This is a genomic window from Phaeobacter sp. (assembly GCF_022825805.1).
Lineage (GTDB): Bacteria > Pseudomonadota > Alphaproteobacteria > Rhodobacterales > Rhodobacteraceae > Phaeobacter.
This window is the reverse complement of sequence record NZ_JAJDWC010000131.1, coordinates 1-23,887: the sequence shown is the minus strand read 5'-3', so window position 1 is coordinate 23,887 and position 23,887 is coordinate 1. Positions and strand designations below refer to the sequence as shown.

The following is a 23,887-nucleotide window of genomic DNA, read 5'->3' as shown; positions in this document are numbered from 1 at the left end:
CGCATCCCATGGCCCGCCTCTATCATGTGCCTTTGTCCCCGTTTTGCCGCAAAGTACGCCTGTCTTTGGCGGAAAAGCGGATCGAGGTTGAGCTGGTTGAGGAACGCTATTGGGAAAAAGAGGCTGATTTTCTGCGCCGCAACCCTGCGGCCAAAGTGCCGGTGATCCGTCTGGATGGCAAACTGATGGCGGAAAGTGCTGCGATTTGTGAATATCTGGAGGAGACCCGACCAGATCCGTCCCTGATGCCGTCTGATCCTGATGGCCGCTTCGAAGTGCGCCGGCTGGTCAGCTGGTTTGACGATAAGTTCCACAATGAAGTCACGTCAAAACTGCTCTATGAGCGGGTGAACAAAAAGGTCACAGGCCAGGGCTATCCTGACAGCAGCAATGTGAAGGCTGGTGCCAGGGCAATCAAATACCATCTCGATTATCTGGCTTGGCTCCTTGATCATCGACGCTGGCTTGCTGGTGATCAGATGACTTTGGCGGATTTCGCAGCCGCGGCACATCTGTCGTCACTGGACTACATCTCTGACGTCGATTGGAACCGGTCGGCAGTGGTCAAAGACTGGTATGCCAAAATCAAATCACGGCCAGCATTTCGGTCGATCTTGGCGGATCAGATCCCCGGTTTCAGCCCGCCGCCGCACTACGCGGATCTTGATTTTTAACCAGATTGAGACAGGCTTTCTTGCCATGGTTGCGGTAATGCGCGGCGTAGCTTTAGGACAGTTTTGGCCAGATGACGGAAGCGTCCCCCATCAAGCAGAAGCTGGTTGAACAGGCCCTGTCCGAAGGGTTTGTGTCCTGCCGTATCTGCCGGCCGTGGGACGTGCCAGATGTGCCCGCCCGGTTGCAGGCCTTTCTTGACGCTGGATATCACGGCCAGATGGGTTGGATGGCGGAGCGAAGTCATTGGCGTGGTGATCCCGCTCTGCTCTGGCCGGAGGCGCGGTCGGTGATCATGTTGGCCGAAAGCTACACCCCCGACGCAGATCCCACAGATATCCTTGGACAGCCGGATCGTGGCGCGATTTCGGTTTATGCCCGCAACAAGGATTATCATGATCTGGTCAAGAAACGGCTGAAACGCCTGGCCCGCTGGTTGATTGCCGAGGCCCAAAGCCATGGTGACGATGCCGAAGTCAAAGTGTTTGTGGACACAGCGCCGGTGCCGGAAAAACCGCTGGGCCAGGCCGCTGGCCTCGGTTGGCAAGGTAAGCATACCAACTTGCTCAGCCGTGATTGGGGCAACTGGGCGTTTATCGGTTCAGTCTTTACCACGCTGGATTTGCCAGTTGATGCGCCCGAACAGGATCATTGTGGATCCTGCCGATCCTGTTTGGATGCGTGCCCCACCGATGCGTTCCCAGCGCCCTACCAGTTGGATGCCCGGCGCTGTATTTCCTATCTGACCATTGAACACAAAGGTCCGGTGGACGAAACGCTGCGCGCCAAACTCGGCAATCGGATTTACGGCTGTGACGATTGTCTGGCGGCCTGCCCCTGGAACAAGTTTGCGGTGGCTGCAAGCGACATCCGCTACGAAGCACGGCCAGAGTTTACCGCACCAAAACTCGCGGATCTTGCGGCACTGGATGACGCGGCGTTCCGCGCTTTGTTCTCTGGCTCTCCGATCAAACGCATTGGCAGAGACCGGTTTGTCCGCAATGTGCTTTATGCAATTGGCAACTCTCAGCAGCCTAATTTGTTGCCCGTAGCGCAGACGCTGACAGATGACCCCGATCCAACGGTGGCTGATGCGGCCCGTTGGGCGGTCGGTCGGTTGCAATGAGCCATTGGGGCGCCGCGCGTCAGCTGCGCAGCCAGGGCGAGAGGGCAATGCAAGAAACTCCAGATATGCCGTTTCCAGACATGCGATGCCGCATTCGCGTTGTTAGGGCGTTGGAGCGCGAACAGGAGGACTATCAATGACGCTGCTCTTGGGTGTGGACACCGGCGGGACATATACCGATGCGGTGATCATCCGTGATGAAAAAGAGGTTCTGGCTACGGCCAAATCGCTCACCACACGGCAGGATTTGGCCATTGGTGTGGGCAAAGCGGTGCAGGCCGTTTTGCAAGAGGCGGCGGTGGCCCCCGAAGATGTGACGCTGGCCGCTTTGTCGACAACGCTTGCCACCAATGCTTTGGTCGAAGGGCAGGGTGGCCGCGTCGCGCTGATCTATATTGGGTTTTCGCAGAACGATCTGGACCGCCATGGCCTGCGCGAGGCGCTGAAGGGGGATCCCGCGCTGATTTTGGCAGGTGGCCACAACCATGCAGGAGGTGAAGCTGCCGCCCTAGATACCGACGCGCTACAGGCGTTTTTGAAATCTGACGGCGCCAATGTGAGCGGCTTTGCGGTCGCCGGGCAATTTGCCACGCGAAACCCCGCCCATGAACAGGAAGTGGCCCGGATCATTGCGGAACAGACGGGCATACCCGTCACCTGTTCGCATCAGCTATCCGCCCGTTTGAATGGCCCGAAACGGGCTCTTACGGCCGTTTTGAATGCGCGGTTGATCGGGATGATTGATAGGTTGATTGGTCGTGCTGAGGCTCGGCTGGTTGAACTTGGCATCTCTGCGCAGATGATGGTGGTGCGCGGCGATGGCGCGTTGATGTCGGCCGAGCAGGCGCGCGCCCGCCCGATTGAAACCATTCTCAGCGGACCTGCAGCCTCCCTTGTGGGGGCGCGTTGGCTGACAGGCGTTGACCGCGCATTGGTCAGCGATATCGGCGGCACAACCACAGATGTGGCGTTGATCGAAAATGGCAAGCCCAAGATTGATCCGGCTGGCGCGCAGGTCGGCGGGTTTCGCACCATGGTGGAGGCCGTCGCGATGCGTACATCCGGCCTGGGTGGGGACAGCCAGGTCCATCTGGTCGGCTCTGGCATTGCCGGAGGCGTGACGCTGGGCCCGCGCCGTGTCTTGCCCGTATCCCTGGTGGCGATGGGCGCGCCAGAACTGGTGCATGCGACTTTGGACAAGCAGCTGCGTGCGTCCACCGTGGGGGAATACGACGGGCAATTCGTGTGCGCGGTACCCGGCCAATCCGCTATTGGCCTCGCCGACCGAGAGGCCCGCATCTTGGAGCGGATTGCAGATAGAACGCACCCCGTTGGCGATATCCTTAAAACCCGCCTCGAACAGAGTGCGTTGATGCGGCTTGTGGATCGTGGGTTGGTCCAGGTGTCAGGGGTGACCCCATCGGATGCCAGCCATGTGCTTGGGCGGCTGGCGGCCTGGGATGGTGAGGCCGCAGAAAAGGCACTGACGCTCTTTGCCCGCCGCCGGGTTGGGTCCGGGGATCGCCTGGCGCCAGATGCGCCGTCGCTGGCACAGATGATCATTGATCAGATGACAGAACAGACATCGCTGACCCTGCTGGAAACGGCTTTTGCAGAGGAAGCCGATCCGTTTGGCCCCCCACCAGATCAATTGGCGCGTCACATTCTGATGCAGCGTGGTTTGGCCGGGCATCGCGGTCTGGTCGCATTGCAGAGTGGTTTGAATGTCGATGTGGTGGGTCTGGGTGCATCGGCGCCAAGCTACTATCCAGCGGTCGGCGAGCGCTTGCGCTGCAAGATGATCCTGCCGGAACATGCGGGCGTCGCCAATGCGATTGGTGCTGTTGTTGGGCGCATCACGATGCGTCGCAGCGGCACCGTGACCTCGCCCTCCGAGGGGAAGTATCGCGTGCATTTGGAAGGCGGGCCGCAGGATGTGCAGTCTTCGCAGGATGCATTGGCTCTCTTAGAGGCGCATCTGACCCAAGAGGCTATGGGTGCCGCTGAAGCCGCAGGTGCAGAGGATATCGCAACGGTGATCGAGCGCGACATTCGCACAGCCCGCGTTGAATCACGCGATGTCTTTGTCGAGGCGTTTTTGACTGTTGAGGCCAGCGGCAGACCCCGGATCGCCCATGCCTGACCCAGGTGGCAGAGAACACAGACCTTAACCAACAGGTCAAATGTTCAGGGTCAAATCAGCAGGCCAGAGCGAACTGGCCAAAGCGAACTGGCCGGAACAAAAAAAGAGCCCCGGTATATTCCGGGGCTCTTTTGGTTTCAGTTCACTCGTCTGCGCTGTCGCTGCGCTTGGGCAGGACCCAGTCAGGGCGCGGGAAATGGCAGGTGTAGCCGTTTGGCAATCGCTCAAGGTAGTCCTGATGCTCAGGCTCCGCTTCCCAGAAATCGCTGACAGCTGCCACTTCGGTCACAACTTTGCCCGGCCAGATCCCCGAGGCGTTCACATCGGCAATTGTGTCCAATGCGACGGCTTTCTGTGCATCGTTTTCGTAGTAGATCGCCGAGCGATAGCTGGTGCCAATATCATTGCCCTGACGGTTCACCGTGGTGGGATCGTGGATCTGGAAAAAGAACTCCAACAGGTCGCGATAGCTGGTTTCTTGTGGATCAAATATGATCTCGATGGCTTCGGCATGGGTGCCATGGTTTTTGTAGGTGGCATTGGGCACATCGCCGCCGCTATAGCCGACACGGGTTTTCAGCACTCCGGGACGCTTGCGGATCAAATCCTGCATGCCCCAGAAACATCCCCCTGCCAGGACGGCGCGTTCGGTTGCGGTGCTCATGGTCTGTCCTCTACTTGATCGATGTAATCGCCATATCCCTCGGCGCGCATATCGTCGATATGAATGAACCGCAGAGAGGCGGAGTTGATGCAATAGCGCAGCCCACCGCGGTCACGGGGGCCATCGGGAAAGACATGCCCCAGATGGCTGTCGCCATGGGTCGATCGCACTTCGGTTCGGATCATACCATGGGTGTGGTCTGCGATTTCCTGAACATGTGCAGGCTCGATAGGTTTGGTGAAACTGGGCCAGCCGCATCCGGATTCATATTTGTCAGAGGACGCAAACAGCGGCTCTCCGGATACGATATCAACGTAGATGCCTGGCTCTTTGTTCCCCAATAGGCGCCCGGTGCCGGGCCGTTCCGTGCCGGATTGTTGGGTGACGTAGTATTCTTCTTCCGAGAGGGCCGCAATCGCGTCGGGGTCTTTGGTGTAGCTGCGCATCATGTCCTCCGTTTGCTTTGGTTGATCTGTAAATGGGGTGTGCCGGGCAAAAAGGCAAAGTGGTATTTCAACATCTGACGTGGCTGTGTTCTTGGTCGCGCCGCATAAGGGATTGCTTGGCGGTTGAATGACCAAAGCTCTCAGCGGCTTTCAGTGTTGATCGACGGCTTTGCACTGTGTTCCGCGCTGGCGTTGTCCGCCTTAAGGGGCGCTGCTGTGGACGGCAGTTTTTGCCGTGACACTTGCACGGCGAGAATCCCGAAGGTGACAATCGCAACGCCGACAAGATCCAAGACACCCAGCGTTTCGCCCAGCAATGCGCTGGCGACCGCAACACCAAAGACGGGGTTTAAGAAGTGGAAGGTCGCGGCGCGAACCGCCCCGATCCTGTTCACCAGCAGGACCCAGATCAACGTGGCCGCCAGACCTGGTACCAAAGTGGTGTAGAGGAACGCCAGCGCCAATGACCAGCTCGGTGTGATGCGGAAGGTTTCGACCAGCGGCGCCACCACAAACAAGACGGCTGACCCCACCAGCATTTGCAGGCCAACCACCATCATGAAATTGCCGCCCGATGTGGCCCCGCGCAATGCAAGGGTCGCCAAGGTCAACGCCAATACGCCGATCCCGCAGTATAGCACACCCATCAGGTCGACCCCGGCGTTGATCCTTGTGCCCATAATCAACGCCACCCCAACGGCCCCTGCCGCCAGCCCAACACTGCCCAGCAGGGGCAGCCGTTCACCATAAAGGCACCAAAGTGCAATGGCCACAAGCATGGGCATGGTGGAGGCGATGATCGCCGCCAGGGATGCCTCTATGCTTTCCATCGCAACAAAATTCAGGCCGAGATATAGCGCGTTCTGGCAGATGCCGAACACAAGCGTGGCGCGCCATTGGCTTGCTGACAACCTCCAGCTCTGGCCCATCCAGCGGGCAACGGCCACCCCGATCAAACCGGACAGCAGAAACCGCAGTGCCAGAGAGTAAAGCGGCGATGCATCGGCCACAATAATCCGCGCCGAAGTAAAGGCGGACGACCACATGAACGCAAACGCCAGCCCCATCACAATCGCGCGCAGATCCATCGCGGTCTCCCATTTGCATCGCTGCCCGGCTGAGTGGGCTGAGAATGGCGCCCGCCCAATTGGGTTGGCGGACAAAAAGAAAGGGTCGCCCAAAGGACGACCCAACTCACGAAAGCAATCGTGATATGGCCTTAGCCGTTCACGCTGTCTTTCAGCGCTTTGGCGATCGTCATTTTCACGACTTTGTCGGCTTCCTTGGTGAACTTTTCACCAGTGGCCGGGTTGCGCACTTCGCGCTCTGGGCGCTCGCGGCAGTAGATCTTGCCAACGCCTGGCAGGGTAACCGCACCGCCGCCGGAAACTTCGCGTGTGATCAGCGCGCAAACGGCGTCCAGAGCGGCGCCTGCAGCTTTCTTGTCGCTGCCCATTTCGTCGGCCAGAGCGGCAACAAGCTGGGTCTTGGTCATTGGTTTGGACATTTTTTGGTCTCCTTGTCACTGCCCGATTTATGGGGCCTCTTTGCGTAACCTTAGCGTTATGTTGTGTCATAACACAACGCATTGTGTGGCATCTGGCCCAATAAAATAGGGGTATTTGCTCGTTTTTGGTCGAAAATAGCCCTCAAAGAAAGGCTGTTTCGTCAAATGATCGCAGTTTTCGGCTGTGCAGACGCTCCAAAGGCATGCCGCGCAATTGCTCCATGGCTTTAATTCCGATCTGCAGATGCCGGGCCACCTGGGTGCGATAGAAATCGGAGGCCATGCCAGGCAGCTTCAATTCGCCATGCAGTGGCTTGTCCGATACGCAAAGCAAGGTGCCGTAGGGCACGCGGAAGCGATAGCCGTTGGCTGCGATGGTCGCACTTTCCATATCAAGCGCGATGGCACGGGATTGCGACAGGCGCTGCACTGGACCGGATTGGTCGCGCAGCTCCCAGTTGCGATTGTCAATTGTCGCAACGGTGCCGGTGCGCATGATCCGTTTCAGATCATAGCCCTCCAGCTCGGTGACCTCGGCCACAGCATTTTCAAGTGCGACCTGAATTTCTGCCAGCGCCGGGATCGGGGTCCAGATTGGCAAATCGTCATCCAGAACGTGATCTTCGCGCAGGTAGCCATGGCCCAGAACAAAATCGCCCAGCGTTTGCGTATTGCGCAAACCTGCGCAGTGGCCAACCATCAACCAGGCGTGGGGGCGCAACACCGCGATATGATCTGTCGCGGTCTTTGCGTTGGATGGGCCGACGCCGATATTCACCAGGGTAATACCGCTGCCGTCCGCACGGGTCAGGTGATAGGTTGGCATTTGCGGCAGCTTGGCAATGGGCGGGATTTCCGCCTCTGCGGAGGTGATTTCGTGGTCCCCGGTGCTGACAAAGCTGGTGTACCCTGACGTTGGGTCCGCCAGTTGAGCGCGTGCATAGGCTTCAAATTCGGCCACGTAGAACTGGTAGTTGGTGAACAGCACGTGGTTCTGGAAATGCGCGGGATCGGTCGCGGTATAATGCGACAGGCGCGCCAGCGAATAATCCACCCTCTGTGCAGTGAATAGGGCCAGCGGTCCTGTGCCCTCGGTCGTCGCGTGGGTGCCATTGACGATATCATCGTTTGTGGTCGCAAGGTCCGGCACATCAAACACATCCCGCAGGGTGAACCCTGCGGCACCGTCATGAGGCACTGTCAGATTTGGATCAGCGGCAACAGCGAAATGGACCGGGATTGGTGTGTCGGATACCGCGATGGTCACAGGCTGACCGTGGTTGCGGATCAACAGGCTGATCTGCTGGATCAGATAGTTGCGAAACAGATCTGGCCGGGTCACCGTGGTTGCATAGGTGCCGGGCGTTGACACATGGCCAAAGCTCAACCGGCTGTCCACCTGCGCAAACGAAGAGGTGGTCAGTCGAATTTCCGGGTAGTAGGCGCGAATGCGATAGGGCACGGCGGTGCCATCGCCAATGACACGGGAAAATTCAGCACAGAGAAATTGCGTGGCACCTTTGTACAGTTGCTCCAATCGGGCAACGGCGGCGGCGGCATCGGTAAAGGCCTCTGCGGCGGGGAGATCAGGTGTTCTTATGGTTGTCATGAAAGCGGCTCTATCACAGGGATTTTCTTGAAACTGCGCACATCGACCAGACCCAGGTCAGAGATCCGCAATTCGGGTATAACGACAAGCGCCAAGAGCGAGTGCTGCATATAGGCGTTGTTCAGCGAACAGCCACAGGCCTGCATGGCATCAACCATTTTCTGCGCCTTGGCAGCGACCTCGGTGGCGGGACTGTCGGACATCAGGCCGGCAATCGGCAGTTCGACCAATGCCAGCTCTTGTCCGTCGCGGAAAATGGTTATGCCACCGCCGACTTCGGCCAGCCGGTTCGCCGCCAGCGCCATCTGGGCCCGGTCCGTACCAACGACAATCATGTGGTGGCTGTCATGGGCCACGGTTGAGGCCATTGCCATTTTCCCACTGTATCCAAACCCGGAAACAAAGGCATTGGTGACACCGCCAGTGGCGCGATGGCGCTCCACCAGGGCGATCTGGCAGATCTCCTCCGTGCCCTCCACCAGCCCAGCGCGGACGGGCAGTTGCGCTTGCAGTGCTTTTGTCGGGGCTTGGTTTTCTACCACTCCAATCACATTTGCTGTGACGTTCTCGGCACCAGCAGGCGCGGCCAGCTCGAAATCCTGTGCCGTCAAAGAGTGACCCAGATGCACCGTACCGCGGGCGCTGTCAGGCCAATCCAAGTGCGGACAGTCGACTTTGATCTCGCCGTCCTCAGCGACGATCTGGCCGCGTGCGATCACCATTTCGATCGGCAATGCGGTCAGATCAGAGGTCAGGATGATATCCGCCCGGCGACCAGGTGTGATCGAGCCCAATTCACGCTCCAGCCCAAAATGGGTCGCGGTGTTGATGGTTGCCATCTGAATGGCGACCAGCGGATCGCAGCCACAGTCGATGGCATGGCGCACGACCCGGTTCATATGCCCGTCCTGCACCAGCGTGCCCGAATGGCAATCATCTGTGCACAGGATAAAGTTGCGCGGATCGAGCCCTTTTTCCGTGATCGCTGTGATCTGGGCCTCAACATCGTACCATGCAGAGCCAAGGCGCACCATCGCCCGCATGCCCTGACGCATCCGTGCAATCGCATCCGCTTCGCAGGTGCCTTCATGGTCATCAGCTGGCCCACCGGCGACATAGGCGGCAAAGTCACGGCCCAAATCGGGGGACGCAAAATGCCCGCCGACGGTTTTGCCAGCCCGTTGTGTTGCTGAAATCTCCGCCAGCATTTTGGGATCGCCCTGCGCCACGCCAGGGAAATTCATCATTTCGCCAAGCCCGATGATCCCTGGCCAACTCATTGCCTCTGCCACGTCTTCGGGAGAAATCTCATACCCTGTTGTCTCCAGTCCCGGTGCCGAAGGCGCGCAGGAGGGCATCTGGGTGAATATGTTGACAGGTTGCAGGAGTGCCTCGTCATGCATCAGACGCACCCCCGCCAAGCCAAGCACATTGGCGATTTCATGGGGATCGGTGAACATGGTTGTGGTGCCATGCGGGATCACCGCGCGGGCAAATTCTGCCGGGGTCAGCATGCCGGATTCAATATGCATATGCGCATCGCACAGCCCGGGCATCATATACCTGCCCTCAGCCTCGATCACCTGGGTGTCAGGGCCGATGCAATAACCCGCGTCCGGGCCAACATAGGCAATGCGCCCGGCGCATATCGCGATATCATGCTGGTCCAGCACCTCGCGGGTATGGACATTGACCCAGATCCCACCGCGTATCACGGTCTCAGCAGGGCGGCGTCCTGCGGCAACTTCGATCAATTGGGGGGCGACGTCGGGCCAGCTTGGGAATGCGATATCTGTCATGTGCCAATTGTCCTGATTAGCCTGTGGAGTGCAAGGCCAGAACAGGTATAGCGCAAACATTAGCTGTCTTTTGGGAATCCTGAAGATCCTTTGGCGCCTGCCAACATCTGCTAGCGAATATCGCGGCGCAGCGCTCGGGGGGTCGTCTGGAACTCCGCCTTAAAGGCGCGGGTCAAGGCACTTGGATCTTCATAGCCGCACCGTAGGGCGATCTCCGCAATGCTGAAATCTGTTTCCAGCACCTGTTTGCGCGCCTGTTTCAGACGCAGATGCCGATAGAGCTGTTGCGGCGTCGCGCCCAGTTCGGCCTGCGTTCGGCGCGCCAGCTCTCGTGAACTGCGGCCGCATTGGCGTGCCACATCGCTCAGAGGTAAAGGCGTTTCCAGATGGCGCTCCATCACTGCGATCGCGCGGGCCAGCGTCTTGCTGCGTACCGCTGTCCTCAACTGACCACCTGGTTGGCCCTGTTCTGTTTCCGCGCTCATGAACAGATCAGCGACATCCAGACGCAAAGCCTGGCCCTGCTGTTGTCCGATCAGATCAAGAATGCCGTCAAAAGCTGCCATCGCCCCCGAACAAGTAAGCCGGTCACGATCCCATAAAAACCGATCCGATGTTGTGGAAACATCCGGGAAGCTGTCTGCGAAATCCTCCATTTCTGTTCGGTGGATGGTTGCGCGATAGCCGTCCAGCAATCCGGCCTGTGCCAGAAGCCAGGCGCCCGTGTCAAAGCCCGCCAGAACGCGGTAGCGATGGGCTGCGGCTCGCAGACCCCGTGCAGTGGCGTCGGTGGCGTGGCGGCGATACCCATAGCTAGGCATGGCAATCAGCATATCGCCCTCGGCCCGGGCCAAAGGTATCTGCGCGCGCACCTCCATCCCGGCAGACGACACCGCGCTGGCCCCGTCCACGGTCAAAAACCGCCAGGCATAGACCTCACGACCAGCAAAGCTGTTGGCGGCGCGCAATGGCTCCACCGTGTTGGCAAGGCAATGGCCGGAAAACTGATCAAACAACAGCAGATCAATCTGCTGCGGTGCAGCGTGTTGTTTTTTCCAATCCGGCATGAAATGGTCCAATTCTGCACGATGTCCTCCTCATCCCTACCTAGGCTTACCGGCAAGTCAACAGATACGCCCAAGCGGGAGAAACCGATGCAGTTCGCAATGACAGAAGAACAGTCCATGATCGTGGAAACCACGCGGGCTTTCGTGGAAAAAGAACTCTATCCCCATGAGGCGGCGATCGAACGCAGTGGCGATCTGGATATAGACGTGATCCGCGACATCCAGAAAAAAGCAATGGAGGCGGGTCTTTATGCCGCCAATATGCCAGAGGAAGTCGGTGGGGCCGGTCTCGATACCCTGACTTGGCTGATGTATGAAAAAGAGTTGGGCCGGGCGAACTACGCCCTCCACTGGACCGGGGTGGCGCGCCCGTCAAACATTCTGCTTGCGGGCACCCCAGAGCAGCAGGAGAAATACCTGTTTCCTTGTATGAAAGGGGAAAAGTGGGATTGCCTGGCGATGACCGAACCGGACGCCGGCTCGGATCTGCGGGGCATGAAAGCCACCGCTCGCAGGGACGGTGACGATTGGATCCTGAACGGCACCAAACACTTCATCAGCCACGCAGATATTGCTGATTTCGCCATCTGCTTTATGGCCACAGGTGTCGAAGACACTCCGCGCGGCCCCAAAAAGAAAATCACCGCTTTCTTTGTCGACAAGGGCACGCCGGGATTTGAGGTCCGCGAAGGCTACAGCAATGTGAGCCATCGGGGATATACCAACCAGGTGCTGGAGTTTGATGAGTGTCGGCTGCCGTCTTCCGCAATCCTTGGCGAGGTCGATAAGGGGTTTGAAGTCGCTAACACCTGGCTCGGGGCAACCCGTTTGCAGGTGGCAGCCACGTGTCTTGGCCGCGCCGACCGCGCCCTGCAATTGGCTCTGAACTACGCCGCAGAACGCAAGCAATTTGGTCAGCAGATCGGTAAATTCCAGGGAGTGTCCTTCAAACTTGCGGATATGGCGTTGGAGCTGAAGGCTGCCAATCTTTTGACCTGGGAAGCGGGCTGGAAGTTTGACCAGGGCACCGTCACCGAAAGCGACATGTCGATGGCAAAACTGAAAGCAAGCGAGATGCTGGCCTTTGTCGCGGACGAGGCGATCCAGATTTATGGTGGCATGGGGCTGATGGACGAGGTGCCTCTGGAACGCATCTGGCGCGATGCGCGGGTAGAGCGTATTTGGGAAGGCACCAGTGAAATCCAGCGGCACATTATCAGCCGCGAGATGCTGCGCACCGTCGGAGGCTGATCCTTGACCCAACCCGCTTCGCCCGAAACGCGACCCCGCGTGACCATCACCTACTGCATCGGTTGCAATTGGCTGCTCCGGGCCGGCTGGATGGCGCAAGAGCTGTTGCAGACCTTTCAAGATCAGCTTGGCGGGGTCACATTGGTGCCCGGCGAAATGGGCGGAATATTCGAAATCCACTTGGACGATGTGTTGATCTGGGACCGCAAACGGGATGGCGGTTTTCCGGATGTGAAAGAACTGAAATCCCGCGTCCGTGATCAGATCGAACCTGACCGGGATCTTGGCCATATCGACCGCAGCTTGAAAGGATAGGTCGGATGCCTCCGGCGGGGATATTTCGGGCAAGAGGAAAGGGGCGGCCCGCAAGAGCCGCCCCCGAAAGAGAATGACGCTCTCTTCCCCTTGCACGGTCATCGGCGTCCCCGCCTGTTCCGCACAGCCATTGGGTGTGATTCAGGTTAACAATTGCTTACTTCCTCTTGCCGGAAATATCCCCGCCGGAGGCTCCCGAACTCTCAAACCGCGGATCCGCTGCCATGACACGTGACCTCTCTCGCCTTTTTCGGCCCTCATCAATTGCTGTGATTGGAGGCGGCGCCTGGTGTCGGCTGGTGATCGAGCAATGCCGCCGGATGGGTTTTGAGGGGGCCATTTGGCCCGTTCATCCAAAGGCGGAGACCATTTGCGATCTGCAAGCCTTTCCGGATGTCGCCAGTCTGCCCGCTGCGCCAGATGCGGCCTTTGTTGGGGTAAACCGGTTTGCCACATTGGACGTGGTTCAGGCACTGAGCGCCCGGGGCGCAGGCGGAGCGGTCTGTTTTGCCTCCGGGTTTTTGGAGGCTGCAGCCGAGGATGCCGAAGCGGCAGATCTGCAGGAACGGCTGTTGGCAGCAGCAGGGGAGATGCCCTTCCTTGGCCCCAATTGCTATGGGTTCATCAATTATCTTGACGGTGCCCTTTTGTGGCCTGACCAGCATGGTGGCACGCGCACGCAGACGGGTGTCGCTCTGGTCACCCAGAGTTCCAACATTGCCATCAATCTGACCATGCAGATGCGTGGGTTGCTGCTGGCCTACGTTGTGACCGCTGGCAATCAGGCGCAATCCGGGATTGCCGCGATTGGCGAAGCGCTGTTGGAGGATGATCGGGTCACCGCGCTTGGGCTCCATATCGAAGGCTTTGGTGATTTGCGGTCCTTTGAGGCACTGGCCGCACGGGCGCGTGCCCTGGGCAAGCCGATTGTGGCGCTCAAAGTGGGGCGCTCGGCAGAGGCACAGGCCGCAACCGTGTCGCATACGGCGTCTTTGGCAGGTGGCGACGCCGGTGCCGGAGCCCTGCTGTCGCGTCTCGGGATACCTCGCCTAGATGATTTGTCATCTTTTCTGGAGACGCTGAAACTGCTGCATGTGGCGGGTCGCTTGCCCTCTAACCGGATTGCGACAATCAGCTGTTCTGGCGGTGAGGCAAGCCTGGCCGCCGACATAGGCCATGAGCGCGACGTGGAGTTTCCACCGCTCACAGCGCGCCAGAAAGCAGATCTGCGGCAGGCGCTCGGCCCAATGGTGGCGCTGGCAAATCCACTGGATTATCACACCTACATATGGCGCGACACCGAGGCGATGACCCAGGCCTTTGCCGCAATGATGGACCCTGGATTAGCAATGACGATGCTGATTGCTGATTTCCCGCGGGCCGATCGCTGCGATCCGTCTGATTGGGAATGTACGGTAGAGGCGCTTATCGCGGCGCGGGAACAAACGGGCGCCAATGCCGGTTTCATTGCGACACTGCCCGAATTGATGCCGGAAGCCGTGGCCGAGCGGTTGATGGCCGCCGGGGTGGTGCCGTTTTCTGGCCTGCGTGACGCCATCATCGCCTGTGAGGCGGCCAGCAGGACGGAACCTGATGCTCCGGCTCCTGTGCTTCTGCCGACGCCGACAGTGGAGCCAGACCTGATCCCTGAAGGAGAGGCCAAGCGTCAGTTGGCGGCTTATGGTTTGCGCGTGCCCCGCTCCAAGCGGGCGATCTCTGCCACCAATGCTCGAGCGGTTGCGGTGGATCTGGGCTTCCCCGTTGTGTTGAAAGGCGAAGGCGTGGCCCACAAGACCGAAGCAGGGGCGGTGGTTTTGAATCTTCAGTCGGGTCAGGCGGTCAGCGATGCGGCCCATGCCATGCCTGCTCGTCAATTTCTGATCGAGGAAATGGTCACCGGTGCTGTGGCTGAGCTGCTGATTGGTGTGGTCAAGGATCCCGCGCATGGCTTCGTCATGACCCTGGCGGCAGGTGGCACGCTGACGGAAGTGATGCAGGACAGCGCTTCGGTGTTGTTGCCTGCATCGGATGCGCAGCTGGAGGAGGCGCTGAACAGCCTGCGCCTGGGCAAAGTGCTCGCAGGATTCCGGGGTGCACCTGCGGCCGATCGCGGGGCCATTTTTGCCGCTATCCGTGCAGTGGAGGCCTATGTTCTTGAGAACGCGCTGGGGCTCGAAGAAATTGAGATCAACCCGCTGTTGTGCACGGCCGAGGATGCCGTCGCAGCGGATGCGCTGATCCGTCGAAAGTACTAGGGCGCACGGCCGATCAGCTACCACCCGACCAGACAAAAATGGGCATCGCATGTGCCAGGAGGAGACCAGATGACCGCTACCCCCGTAAAAACCCGCCGTGATGGGGTCATCCTCGAAGTGACGTTGGATCGGCCCAAGGCCAACGCAATTGATCTGCAGACCAGCCGGGTGTTGGGCGAGGTGTTTCGCGGGTTCCGAGATGATCCAGATCTGCGGGTGGCCATTTTGACCGGGGGTGGAGAGAAGTTCTTTTGCCCAGGCTGGGATCTTAAGGCAGCAGCAGAAGGAGATGCGGTCGACGGGGACTATGGAGTCGGTGGTTTTGGTGGCTTGCAAGAGCTGCGCGATATGAACAAACCGGTGATCGCCGCGGTGAATGGCATTGCCTGCGGGGGCGGTCTTGAACTGGCGTTGTCCGCGGACATGATCCTGGCGGCGGAGCATGCCACATTTGCTTTGCCGGAAATCCGCTCCGGCACTGTGGCCGATGCGGCATCGATCAAATTGCCAAAGCGCATTCCCTATCATATCGCCATGGAGCTGTTGTTGACCGGACGGTGGTTTGATGCCGAGGAGGCACAGCGCTGGGGCCTGGTGAACGAAATCACCCCGGCTGACCAATTGATGGACCGGGCCTGGGATTTGGCCCGTTTGCTCGCCTCCGGCCCGCCCCTGGTATACGCAGCGATCAAAGAGATCGTGCGCGACGCAGAAGATGCCAAATTCCAGGACGCAATGAACCGCATCACCAAACGCCAACTGCGCAGCGTTGATGTGCTCTACGACAGCGAAGACCAGATGGAAGGTGCCCGAGCGTTTGCCGAAAAACGCGACCCTGTGTGGAAAGGCCGCTGAGCGCAGGTTCCGCCGTTCATGACCGTGCGGAAAGAGGGCGCTATCCTTATGGTGTGCGTCCTTGATCACATTTGACCACATGGGGCGGATAGCCACACTGGGTGGACGGAGGCTGCTGTGCCATCCTTGGCCAGCATCGCCGTCTTTTACGTCTATGAGATGCCGGAGGCTTACGCGCTGTCGGGCCAGTTCTGAAACGCTTCCTCCAAGAGTAAGTATTCCGCTTCAGACAATGAAATCGTCTTATTTGTAATGAGATAGACCTTCGCGCAGGGCTCATCTTCATATGGTGGCAGGCGGAACAATGTGCCCTTTTCGGCATGGGGGGCTGCTAAGTGGATGGGAAGAAAGCCAATGCCAATGCCACATTCGATCATGCGGCGAACTTCGTTGACATGGCTGGACTGCCCTCTGACATTCTGCCCGATCGAGGCGCGCGCCCGGTAAGCGGTAACGTCCCCCATATGGCTGCCGCCGAGCACATCGGCCGTGAAGCCGACAAAAGGTTCGCCACGTAGGTCAATCGCTGACACATCGCTCCGCCCCGCAAGATGAGAGTTGGCGCCGCAGTAGAGCCCGAATTTCTCGTTCAGCAGTTCGGCATGCATTAGTTTCTTTGGAATGACGCCGTCGCAAATGCCAATGGTTGCGGTGCCCAGTTCAACCATCCGGATCACATCGGCGGTTGTCGCAATCAAAATCTCCAGCTCGACCCCAGGATATCGCGCAAAGAACTGCGACAGGCGGCTGTTCAATTCCCCGCATTCAACATGATCTATGGATGCAATGGTGATCTTGCCGCTCAGCGCGCGTGGGGCGGCATCGAACGTTAGGGGAAGCCTTGAAATCGTCGAATAGATCTCACTGGCCCGTTCATAGAGAGCCTGTCCTGCCGGCGTAACCCCCAATCGGTTTCCCTTGCGGGTCAGCAGAGGTTTGCCTGTGCTCTCTTCCAGCCGCTTAATCGCCAGGCTGACGGCAGGTTGTGAGCGCAACAGCTCTTCCGCCGCCTTTGTCATGCTCTCATTCTGCACCACCACCATAAACGTGTAGAGCAGGTTCCAGTCTAGATTGCGGGCAAAGTCACTCATGCCTGCATGCTATATCATAAATCTGATAAATACTAATCCTCAAAACTATAAATTTGAGTTAGAGACCGGCCTCGTGGATCCTCCTGCATCAGATCAGCAAACCACCGGGAGGACACTATGTTTGCAAAACTCGCGATGACAGCCGTCGCCTCTGTCTGCGCCACAGCCTGGGCGACGGGCGCTCTGGCCGAGGACACAGTGGTCCGCATGGGCACCGAGGGCTATTACCCGCCGTTCAACGTCTTCGACAGCGCAGGCCAGATCAAAGGCTTCGACATCGATATCGGCAACGCTTTGTGTGCACGGATGGAGGTCAAATGTGAGTGGGTGACCACCGATTGGGATGGTATCATCCCGGCGCTGAACGCGGATAAATTCGACACTATCATCGCATCAATGTCGATCACCGACGAGCGCAGCAAAATCGTCAGCTTCACCGATCCCTATTACTTCAACGGTATTCGCTTTGTGGCTGCTGAAGGTCACGGGTTGGAAAACGCTCTGCCCGCCGACCTCAAGGGTTTGGTGATCGGCACCCAGTCTGCCACCGGCGAGGTCGATATTCTGGAAGACTATTTCCCCGACAGCGAGCTGAAGCTTTACCCAAAACTGGATGACGCGCTTCTGGATCTGGAAACCGGCCGAGTTGATCTGGTTTTGGCCAGCCAGTTTGTGCTGGGTGACTGGCTGAAGAGCGAGGACGGCGGCTGCTGCGAGTTTGTGGGCGAGGCTTTCCTGCCGGACTTTGCCAAGGGCACTGGCGTCGCGGTTCGCCAGGATGACACCGACCTGCGCGATGCGCTGAACGCGGCTTTGGCGGATATCGTGGCTGACGGAACCTACGAAAAGATCCGTGGTGAGTACTTTGCCTTCGACATCATGACCCAGCCCAAGAAAGCCTCCGAGCATTTGGGCAACTGAGTGGGAGCGGGTCTGCGCGTGGCGCGGGCCCGGCCTTTCGGGCCGCATCGGTGGGTCCGGCAGTAAGGAGCATCCTCCATGACAGAACTGTTTTCACTGCTCGCCTTCGGAGACGAAGGCTGGGGGGATGAATTGCTGCGCGGCTTCTGGGTGACCATGGCGCTGGCGTTGGTGACAGCCCCTTGCGCTCTTGCGATGTCCTTTATCATTGCCTGGGGCAAACACGCCAAATCCAAATGGGTTCGGGGTTTGGCCAATGGCTATACGACCGTGTTTCGCAGCCTGCCGGAGATCCTGACGCTGATCATCATCTACTATCAGCTGCAGAGCCTCCTGAACCTAGGCGCGGGCCTGTTTGTCGAAGGCGCCAATATCTCGCTGAACGCCTTTGCTGCTGGGGTTGTCGCGCTCACGCTGGTGTTCTCTGCCTTGGGGTCAGAAGTGGTCCGTTCTGCCTATCAGGCAGTGGGGGAAGGCCAGTCCGAGGCCGCCGCTGCCATGGGGTTGCACCGTGGTCAGGCGTTTTTTCTGGTGATCCTGCCGCAGATGTGGCGGCATGCGATCCCGGCTTTCGGGAACCTGTGGCTGATCCTGCTGAAAGACACCTCCCTGATTTCGATCATCGCTGTGAACGATATGATGCGCTACGCCAACATGGCGATTGCCACCACTCGCGAACCGTTTTTCTTCTACTCGATCCTGGCACTGGTCTATGTGGTGTTGGCTTTCCTCTCCGGGCAGACCCAGACCGTTCTGGAGGCCCGCGCCAACCGCAATCTGGTGGGAGGGCGCTGAGATGCTGAACCATCTGACCGACAATGCGGATCTGTGGCTGCACGGGCTCCAGAACACCGTGAGCCTGACAATCCTGGGCTTTGTGTTCGGCTTCTTTGTTGCGGTGCCGCTGGCTGCAGCGCGGCTCAGCAAGTACCGTTTCCTGTCCTGGCTTGCCTATGGCTACATCTATCTGGTGCGCGGCACGCCCCTCTTGGTGCAGATTTTCATCATCTATTACGGGTTGGGGCAGTTCCATAAGGAATTCAAATCCCTGGGTCTCTGGTGGTTCTTCCGTGATGCCTACTATTGCGGTCTGCTGGCCTTCACCCTGAATTCCGCCGCTTATCAGGCTGAAATCTTGCGCGGCGGTATATTGGCCATTCCAAAGGGCACCATTGAGGCCGGGTTGGCCTTGGGGCTGCAGAAGGTGCAACGCTTCCGCTTGTTGATCCTGCCGATCACCGTGGCGCGTATGTTGCCCGCGTTCGGCAACGAGTTGGTGCTCCTTCTCAAGGCCTCTGCGTTGGTGAGCGTGATCACCGTGCGCGATGTCATGGGCCAGGCGCGATATCTGTTCGGCGAGACCTTCGATCTGAGCGTCTTTTACATCGCAGCGGCGAACTACCTGCTGGTGGTTCTGGTGATCGAGGCGCTGTGGCGGTGGATGGAAAACCGCAATGTCTGGCTGCAAACCAAAGGATAACAAGAATGAAATTACAGGCAGATGATATCGTGTTTGGCCGCGAGGGCGTGTTCCAGACGACCCCCGGTCCGGACGGAACCCATGTGGAAATGCCCTACTCCGGTATCCGCACTTTCATGCGGCGACGTCCTTCTGTGGATATGGCTGGGGTCGACATTGGCGTCTATGGCATCCCCTTTGACTTGACCACGTCTGGCCGTCCAGGTGCGCGGCTGGGGCCAAGCGCGCTGCGCGAGGCCTCCGCGCAGTTGGCATGGGGAGAAGTCTGGCCATGGGGCTTTGACCCCTTTGATGTGCTTTCGGTGGTGGACTGCGGTGATGTCCCCTTTCGACGCGGCCAGGTAGAACAGATGCGCGATAGCGCCATTGCAATGGCGCGGCATATTGCGACTGCGGGTGCTACGACGCTTATGCTGGGTGGAGATCACTGCACCACATATACCGCTTTGAAAGCGCATGCTGAAAAACATGGGCCGCTGGCATTGGTACAGTTTGACGCCCACCGTGACACGCAGAAGAGCGATTGGTTTGATCACGGCACCTTTGTCTATCACGCGATGAAAGAAGGGCTGATTGACCCGCAACACTCGGTTCAGATTGGCATCCGTACCTTTTATGATCACGATGATCCGATGACAGTGCTCTATCGTGATTGGCTGCATGAACACGGCTGGCGCGGTGCCTTGCAGACCGTCCGCGAAGTGGTAGGCGACCGCCCGGCCTATTTGTCGATCGATATCGATAGTCTGGATCCGGCCTATGCCCCAGGAACCGGCACCCCGGTGGTGGATGGTCTCACTCCCAACGATATCATCCAGTTTTTGCGCGGCAGCGTGGACATGAACTTTGTCGGCATGGATCTGGTCGAGGTTTCACCACCCTATGACCATGCAGATGTGACCGCATTGCTTGGGGCCTCACTGGCGCTTGAATACATCTGCGCCCGCGCCGCCCAGCGAAAGGGCGCATCATGACCCATCGCGTCGCCATTATCGAATTCATCAACGAAAGCAACACGTTTACAGTGATGCGTACCGGAATGGATGATTTCCACGCCTCGCATTATTTTAAGGGCGAAGAAATTCCTGCCAATTTCCGCGGCACCGGCTCCGAAGTCGGCGGTGCAATCGAAGTTGCCGAGGCACGTGGCTGGGACCCGGTCTATATCACCGCCGCCCATGCCGAGCCGAATGGACCAGTGACCGAGGCTGCGCGCGCAGAGATCACGGCTGAATGCACTCGCCGCTTGCAAGAACAGGGGCCGTTCGATGCGGTCTTCGTCGCTCTGCACGGCGCAATGGTGACCGAAACGGATCAGGACGGAGACTGCCAGTTCCTGCGCGAAATCCGGGCCGTTGTTGGCCATGACATTCCCCTGGCTATAACCTTGGACCTGCACGCCAACATCTTTGATGAAACCGCGGATCTGGCGCAGATCGCCGTTTCCTTCCGCACCTATCCGCATGTTGACATGCGCGAGGTCGGCGTCGAAGCCTGCGAACTGCTGCACCGCGCGCTCGAGGGGGAGATCACGCCAAAGCTGCTGATCCGCCGCCCGCCAATGCTTGTTGGCTGTGACGATGGCCGCACCACCGAAGACGGTCCGATGTGCCGTCTGCTGGAAGACGCCGAACGCGAAAAACAGGCGGCGGGCATCCTGAATGTTGCTATCAACGCAGGTTTCACCGACGCCGATGTCTGGGCTGCTGGTCCATCGGTTTTGGTGACATATAATTCCGGACAGGCCAGCGAAGCGACCGCCGATGCGGTTGCCCAGCGTATCTGCGACCGCATTTGGTCTTTCCGAGATCAATGGGATTTGCCGATCCCGCTGGAGCACTGCATCCAAAGGCTGAAAAGTGCTGCAGCTGATTGCGGTACGATGGTTGTGGCTGATTTCTCTGACAACCCTGGTTCGGGCGCCTACAGCGATTGCACAGCTTTGATCGCATCAATGCTTGATGCGGGAATTGGAAATGCGGCTGCCGGGGCGCTGTTTGACCCTGACGCCGCTCGTGAGCTCGCCGCCCACGGAATTGGCGCCGAGGTAACGCTCTCGATCGGCGGCAAGACAGATCCCTCCGTGGGCGGCGGGCCCTTGAAGGTGACCGGCACAGTCACCGCCATAAGCGATGGTCGTTTCACCTTCGAAGGGCCTATGTTCACGGGTCTGCCAGGATCGTGCGGCTTGAGCGTCTGCCTACGGGTCCAGGGGCTCGACATCATGATCGTGTCGGATTGGATGCAAATGCTGGATCGCAATATCTTTCGCACGGTGGGCATAGAACCCTCAGAAAAATCTGTGCTGGCGGTCAAGTCGATGCAGCATTTCAAAGGCGCTTTTGGACCAATCGCGTCAGAGATCATCATCACCGATGCGGGCGGTCTCTGCACACCTGACGTCAAACGGCGCAGCTACACGCGGTTGCGTCGCCCTGTTTTCCCTTTGGATGAGAGACATGTCTGAGATTTTGGATATCGCCATCATTGGCGGCGGCATCACGGGCGCATCGGTTGCCTACTTTTTGCAGGGTCAGCGGTCGGTCGCGCTTTTGGAGCAGGAAAGTTCACTGGGCTATCATGCGACGGGCCGCTCTGCTGCGGAATTCACCCGGAGGTTCCACTCGACAGTGGTCGGGCATCTGACGCAGGCCAGCGCAGATTTCGTGATGGATCCGCCCACCGGTTTCTCTGATGTGGATTTGCTGCGCTCTCGTGGCAACCTGTTGATCGCAGATTCGGACAAAGCCGATCACCTGCGAGAGGTCTATGACCGCGAACGTGCAAATGCGCCCGAAGGCGCCCGTCCTGTTGCATTGCTGAGCGTGGAAGAAGCGCTAGAGAAGGTCCCGTTTCTGGATCCAGAGTGGGTCAAAGCGGCCTTCTATGATCCTGATTGCTGGGATGTCGAAGTCGAAAACCTGCTGCAGGGGTACACACGCGGGGCCAAAGCCAATGGTGTCACGGTCCGTCAATCGGCTGCTGTCCTCAGTGCTCGACGCGAAAGCGACCATTGGATTTTGGAGACCAGCTCTGGTGAGCTGCGCGCACGAACTGTTGTCAACGCAGCGGGCGCTTGGGCTGATCCCGTTGCAGCGCTGTTTGGGGCAAACCCGTTGCGAATTGTGCCACATCGGCGCACCGCGATCAGCGTCAAGGTTCCCGGCTATGACCTATCCGAGATGCCGGAAGTCAATGAGATTGATGAGGCCTTTTACTTCAAGCCCGACGCAGGCCAATTGATGATCAGCCCCGCGGATGAGACACCGGTCGATCCACATGATGCTTGGCCAGAAGAACTCGATGTGGCCTACGCCGCCCATTACCTCAGCGAGTGCTCCACGCTGGAGGTCAACCATATCGCCCACAGTTGGGCGGGGTTGCGGACCTTTGCCGAGGATCGACTGCCGGTAATCGGTTACTCCGGCCAGGTGCCGGGGTTCTTTTGGCTGGCGGGCGTCGGCGGTTACGGCATCCAGACCTCTCCCGCTGTCGGACAGATCGCAGCTGCCCTGCTGACTGGCACGGACATGCCCACCAATGTGACCAAAGCAGGGGTGGATCCTGCGCTGTTCTCCCCCTCCCGTTACGAAAGCTGAGCCATGATAGTTCTTGATGCCCAAGCCACCGCTGACGCGCTGCCGTTTCCAGAGTTGATCGATCAGATGCAGGCCTTGTTTGCCAGTGGATTGGCGGCACCGGATCGTCACCACCACACAATGCCGATGCAGGGGGAACCCGACGCCACCCTGCTTCTGATGCCCGCTTGGACCGAAAGTGTGGGCTGCGTGAAAGTGGTCACCGCAACGCCAGGCAATTCGGCCCGCAATCTGCCAGCGATTGCTGGGTCTGTTTTGGTGTTTGACCGGGCCACGGGGGCGCATTTGGCAATGCTGGATGGGGCGGTGTTGACCGCCCGGCGCACGGCAGCTGCCTCGGCTTTAGGTGCACGCCATCTGTCAAGGGCGGATGCTAGGCGACTGTTGCTGCTTGGCGCAGGAAAAGTTGCCGCGCAATTGCCACACGCTTTCGCCACGGTCCGCCCGATAGATACCGTAAGGGTCTGGGACGTATTCCCCGCGGCGGCGGAACAGCTGGCGGCAAAACTGCGCGCCGATGGCTGGGATGCTGAGGCGGTGACGGATCTGGCCAAGGCTGTCCCGCAGGCCGATATCATCAGCGCAGCGACCCTCGCGACCGAGCCGCTGCTGCAGGGGGCGTGGCTGGTGCCTGGACAGCATGTGGATCTGATTGGTGCTTTTACACCAGACATGCGGGAAGCAGATGATCTCGCTCTGCAGCGCGCGCGATTGTTTGTTGATACGGGATTTGCAGCCATTGAGGCGGGGGAGTTGAAAACGCCCCTGGAAACGGGCGCGATCTCGCAGACGGATATTCTGGGCGATCTCTACGCTCTCTGCCAAGACAGGGTGGGGCGCGGCGATGACAGCGAGATTACCCTGTTCAAATCCGTTGGAAATGCCGTCATGGATCTGGCCGCTGCGCGCACCGCGATTGAGGAGCGCGGTGATGTCTGAACTTATATCTGACCGCGCAATCGATCGTTCCAAAATGCAGGTGAGCGACGAGGTCGCCATCGAAATCAACGGCATGAACAAGTGGTACGGCTCGTTCCACGTGCTGCGCGACATCAATCTGACCGTGAACCAGGGCGAGCGGATTGTT

The 23,887-nt window shown here is 58.9% G+C and carries 22 protein-coding genes and 1 pseudogene; 15 read left to right on the top strand and 8 right to left on the bottom strand.

All coding sequences use genetic code 11. The features are described 5' to 3' along the window. The first annotated feature begins 8 nt into the window (after positions 1–8). The 3 genes from Q0C28_RS15235 (at position 9) to Q0C28_RS15225 (ending at position 3,941) form a co-directional block, all read left to right on the top strand. Positions 9–674 (top strand): glutathione S-transferase family protein, encoded by a 666-nt coding sequence (locus tag Q0C28_RS15235; RefSeq protein ID WP_293577039.1) that lies wholly within the window; start codon positions 9–11, stop codon positions 672–674. 71 nt (positions 675–745) lie between these two features. After that, on the top strand, positions 746–1,798 hold the full coding sequence (gene queG / locus Q0C28_RS15230) for a tRNA epoxyqueuosine(34) reductase QueG (protein ID WP_293577038.1): 1,053 nt from the start codon (positions 746–748) through the stop codon (positions 1,796–1,798). Positions 1,799–1,934: 136 nt separating this feature from the next. Further along, positions 1,935–3,941 (top strand): hydantoinase/oxoprolinase family protein, encoded by a 2,007-nt coding sequence (locus Q0C28_RS15225; protein WP_293577037.1) that lies wholly within the window; start codon positions 1,935–1,937, stop codon positions 3,939–3,941. A 142-nt stretch (positions 3,942–4,083) separates the two neighbouring features. Here the strand turns inward: Q0C28_RS15225 and msrA are convergent, their stop codons facing one another. The 7 genes from msrA to Q0C28_RS15190 all read right to left on the bottom strand — a co-directional run bounded on the left by msrA (position 4,084) and on the right by Q0C28_RS15190 (position 11,033). Further along, on the bottom strand, positions 4,084–4,605 hold the full coding sequence (gene msrA / locus Q0C28_RS15220) for a peptide-methionine (S)-S-oxide reductase MsrA (protein ID WP_293577036.1): 522 nt from the start codon (positions 4,603–4,605) through the stop codon (positions 4,084–4,086). Then, positions 4,602–5,051 (bottom strand): peptide-methionine (R)-S-oxide reductase MsrB, encoded by a 450-nt coding sequence (msrB, locus tag Q0C28_RS15215; protein ID WP_293577055.1) that lies wholly within the window; start codon positions 5,049–5,051, stop codon positions 4,602–4,604. Before msrB ends, msrA begins: the two co-directional genes overlap by 4 nt. Before the next feature lie 140 nt (positions 5,052–5,191). After that, a complete protein-coding gene (locus Q0C28_RS15210; protein WP_293577035.1) occupies positions 5,192–6,139 on the bottom strand; it encodes a DMT family transporter in 948 nt (315 codons plus the stop codon). A 131-nt stretch (positions 6,140–6,270) separates the two neighbouring features. Further along, on the bottom strand, positions 6,271–6,558 hold the full coding sequence (locus tag Q0C28_RS15205) for an HU family DNA-binding protein (RefSeq protein ID WP_293577034.1): 288 nt from the start codon (positions 6,556–6,558) through the stop codon (positions 6,271–6,273). A 142-nt stretch (positions 6,559–6,700) separates the two neighbouring features. Further along, entirely contained in the window at positions 6,701–8,167 is a 1,467-nt protein-coding gene (locus Q0C28_RS15200) for an AMP nucleosidase (RefSeq protein ID WP_293577033.1), read from the bottom strand. Next, positions 8,164–9,966 carry an adenine deaminase gene (gene ade, locus Q0C28_RS15195; protein WP_293577032.1) on the bottom strand — a complete coding sequence of 601 codons (1,803 nt, stop codon included), beginning with the start codon at positions 9,964–9,966 and terminating at the stop codon, positions 8,164–8,166. Before ade ends, Q0C28_RS15200 begins: the two co-directional genes overlap by 4 nt. A 110-nt stretch (positions 9,967–10,076) precedes the next feature. Then, positions 10,077–11,033 carry a helix-turn-helix domain-containing protein gene (locus Q0C28_RS15190; protein WP_293577031.1) on the bottom strand — a complete coding sequence of 319 codons (957 nt, stop codon included), beginning with the start codon at positions 11,031–11,033 and terminating at the stop codon, positions 10,077–10,079. Between the two features lie 87 nt (positions 11,034–11,120). On the opposite strand from Q0C28_RS15190, the gene Q0C28_RS15185 reads away from it, so the two are divergent. From Q0C28_RS15185 to Q0C28_RS15170, 4 genes are all read left to right on the top strand, one after another. Then, complete coding sequence (locus Q0C28_RS15185) at positions 11,121–12,284, top strand: acyl-CoA dehydrogenase family protein (RefSeq protein WP_293577030.1); 1,164 nt, start codon at positions 11,121–11,123, stop codon at positions 12,282–12,284. A gap of 3 nt (positions 12,285–12,287) precedes the next feature. Beyond that, entirely contained in the window at positions 12,288–12,599 is a 312-nt protein-coding gene (locus Q0C28_RS15180; RefSeq protein ID WP_293577029.1) for a SelT/SelW/SelH family protein, read from the top strand. Positions 12,600–12,823: 224 nt separating this feature from the next. Next, a complete protein-coding gene (locus tag Q0C28_RS15175) occupies positions 12,824–14,854 on the top strand; it encodes an acetate--CoA ligase family protein (RefSeq protein WP_293577028.1) in 2,031 nt (676 codons plus the stop codon). Between the two features lie 69 nt (positions 14,855–14,923). Next, positions 14,924–15,709: a carnitinyl-CoA dehydratase gene (locus tag Q0C28_RS15170; protein ID WP_293577027.1), complete on the top strand. Its 786-nt coding sequence runs from the start codon at positions 14,924–14,926 to the stop codon at positions 15,707–15,709. A gap of 170 nt (positions 15,710–15,879) precedes the next feature. On the opposite strand, the gene Q0C28_RS15165 is transcribed toward Q0C28_RS15170, so the two are convergent. Continuing rightward, positions 15,880–16,800 carry a LysR family transcriptional regulator gene (locus Q0C28_RS15165; protein WP_293577025.1) on the bottom strand — a complete coding sequence of 307 codons (921 nt, stop codon included), beginning with the start codon at positions 16,798–16,800 and terminating at the stop codon, positions 15,880–15,882. A gap of 117 nt (positions 16,801–16,917) precedes the next feature. Between Q0C28_RS15165 and Q0C28_RS15160 the strand changes: the two genes are divergently transcribed. The 8 genes and pseudogenes from Q0C28_RS15160 to Q0C28_RS15125 all read left to right on the top strand — a co-directional run. Further along, the gene (locus tag Q0C28_RS15160; RefSeq protein ID WP_293577023.1) at positions 16,918–17,721 is read left to right on the top strand and encodes a transporter substrate-binding domain-containing protein; all 804 of its coding nucleotides are present in this window, start codon (positions 16,918–16,920) and stop codon (positions 17,719–17,721) included. A gap of 78 nt (positions 17,722–17,799) precedes the next feature. Next, complete coding sequence (locus tag Q0C28_RS15155) at positions 17,800–18,516, top strand: ABC transporter permease subunit (protein ID WP_293577021.1); 717 nt, start codon at positions 17,800–17,802, stop codon at positions 18,514–18,516. 1 nt (position 18,517) lies between these two features. Continuing rightward, positions 18,518–19,201: an ABC transporter permease subunit gene (locus Q0C28_RS15150; RefSeq protein WP_293577019.1), complete on the top strand. Its 684-nt coding sequence runs from the start codon at positions 18,518–18,520 to the stop codon at positions 19,199–19,201. 5 nt (positions 19,202–19,206) lie between these two features. Continuing rightward, entirely contained in the window at positions 19,207–20,175 is a 969-nt protein-coding gene (gene speB, locus Q0C28_RS15145; RefSeq protein WP_293577018.1) for an agmatinase, read from the top strand. Then, on the top strand, positions 20,172–21,668 hold the full coding sequence (locus tag Q0C28_RS15140; protein ID WP_293577017.1) for a M81 family metallopeptidase: 1,497 nt from the start codon (positions 20,172–20,174) through the stop codon (positions 21,666–21,668). Before speB ends, Q0C28_RS15140 begins: the two co-directional genes overlap by 4 nt. Further along, on the top strand, positions 21,661–22,800 hold the full coding sequence (locus Q0C28_RS15135) for an FAD-binding oxidoreductase (RefSeq protein WP_293577016.1): 1,140 nt from the start codon (positions 21,661–21,663) through the stop codon (positions 22,798–22,800). The genes Q0C28_RS15140 and Q0C28_RS15135 overlap by 8 nt, the downstream gene beginning before the upstream one ends. Positions 22,801–22,803: 3 nt before the next feature. Continuing rightward, positions 22,804–23,739 carry an ornithine cyclodeaminase family protein gene (locus Q0C28_RS15130; protein WP_293577014.1) on the top strand — a complete coding sequence of 312 codons (936 nt, stop codon included), beginning with the start codon at positions 22,804–22,806 and terminating at the stop codon, positions 23,737–23,739. Continuing rightward, a pseudogene (locus Q0C28_RS15125) lies at positions 23,732–23,887 on the top strand (amino acid ABC transporter ATP-binding protein); the annotation flags it as partial. The gene Q0C28_RS15130 and the pseudogene Q0C28_RS15125, both read left to right, overlap by 8 nt.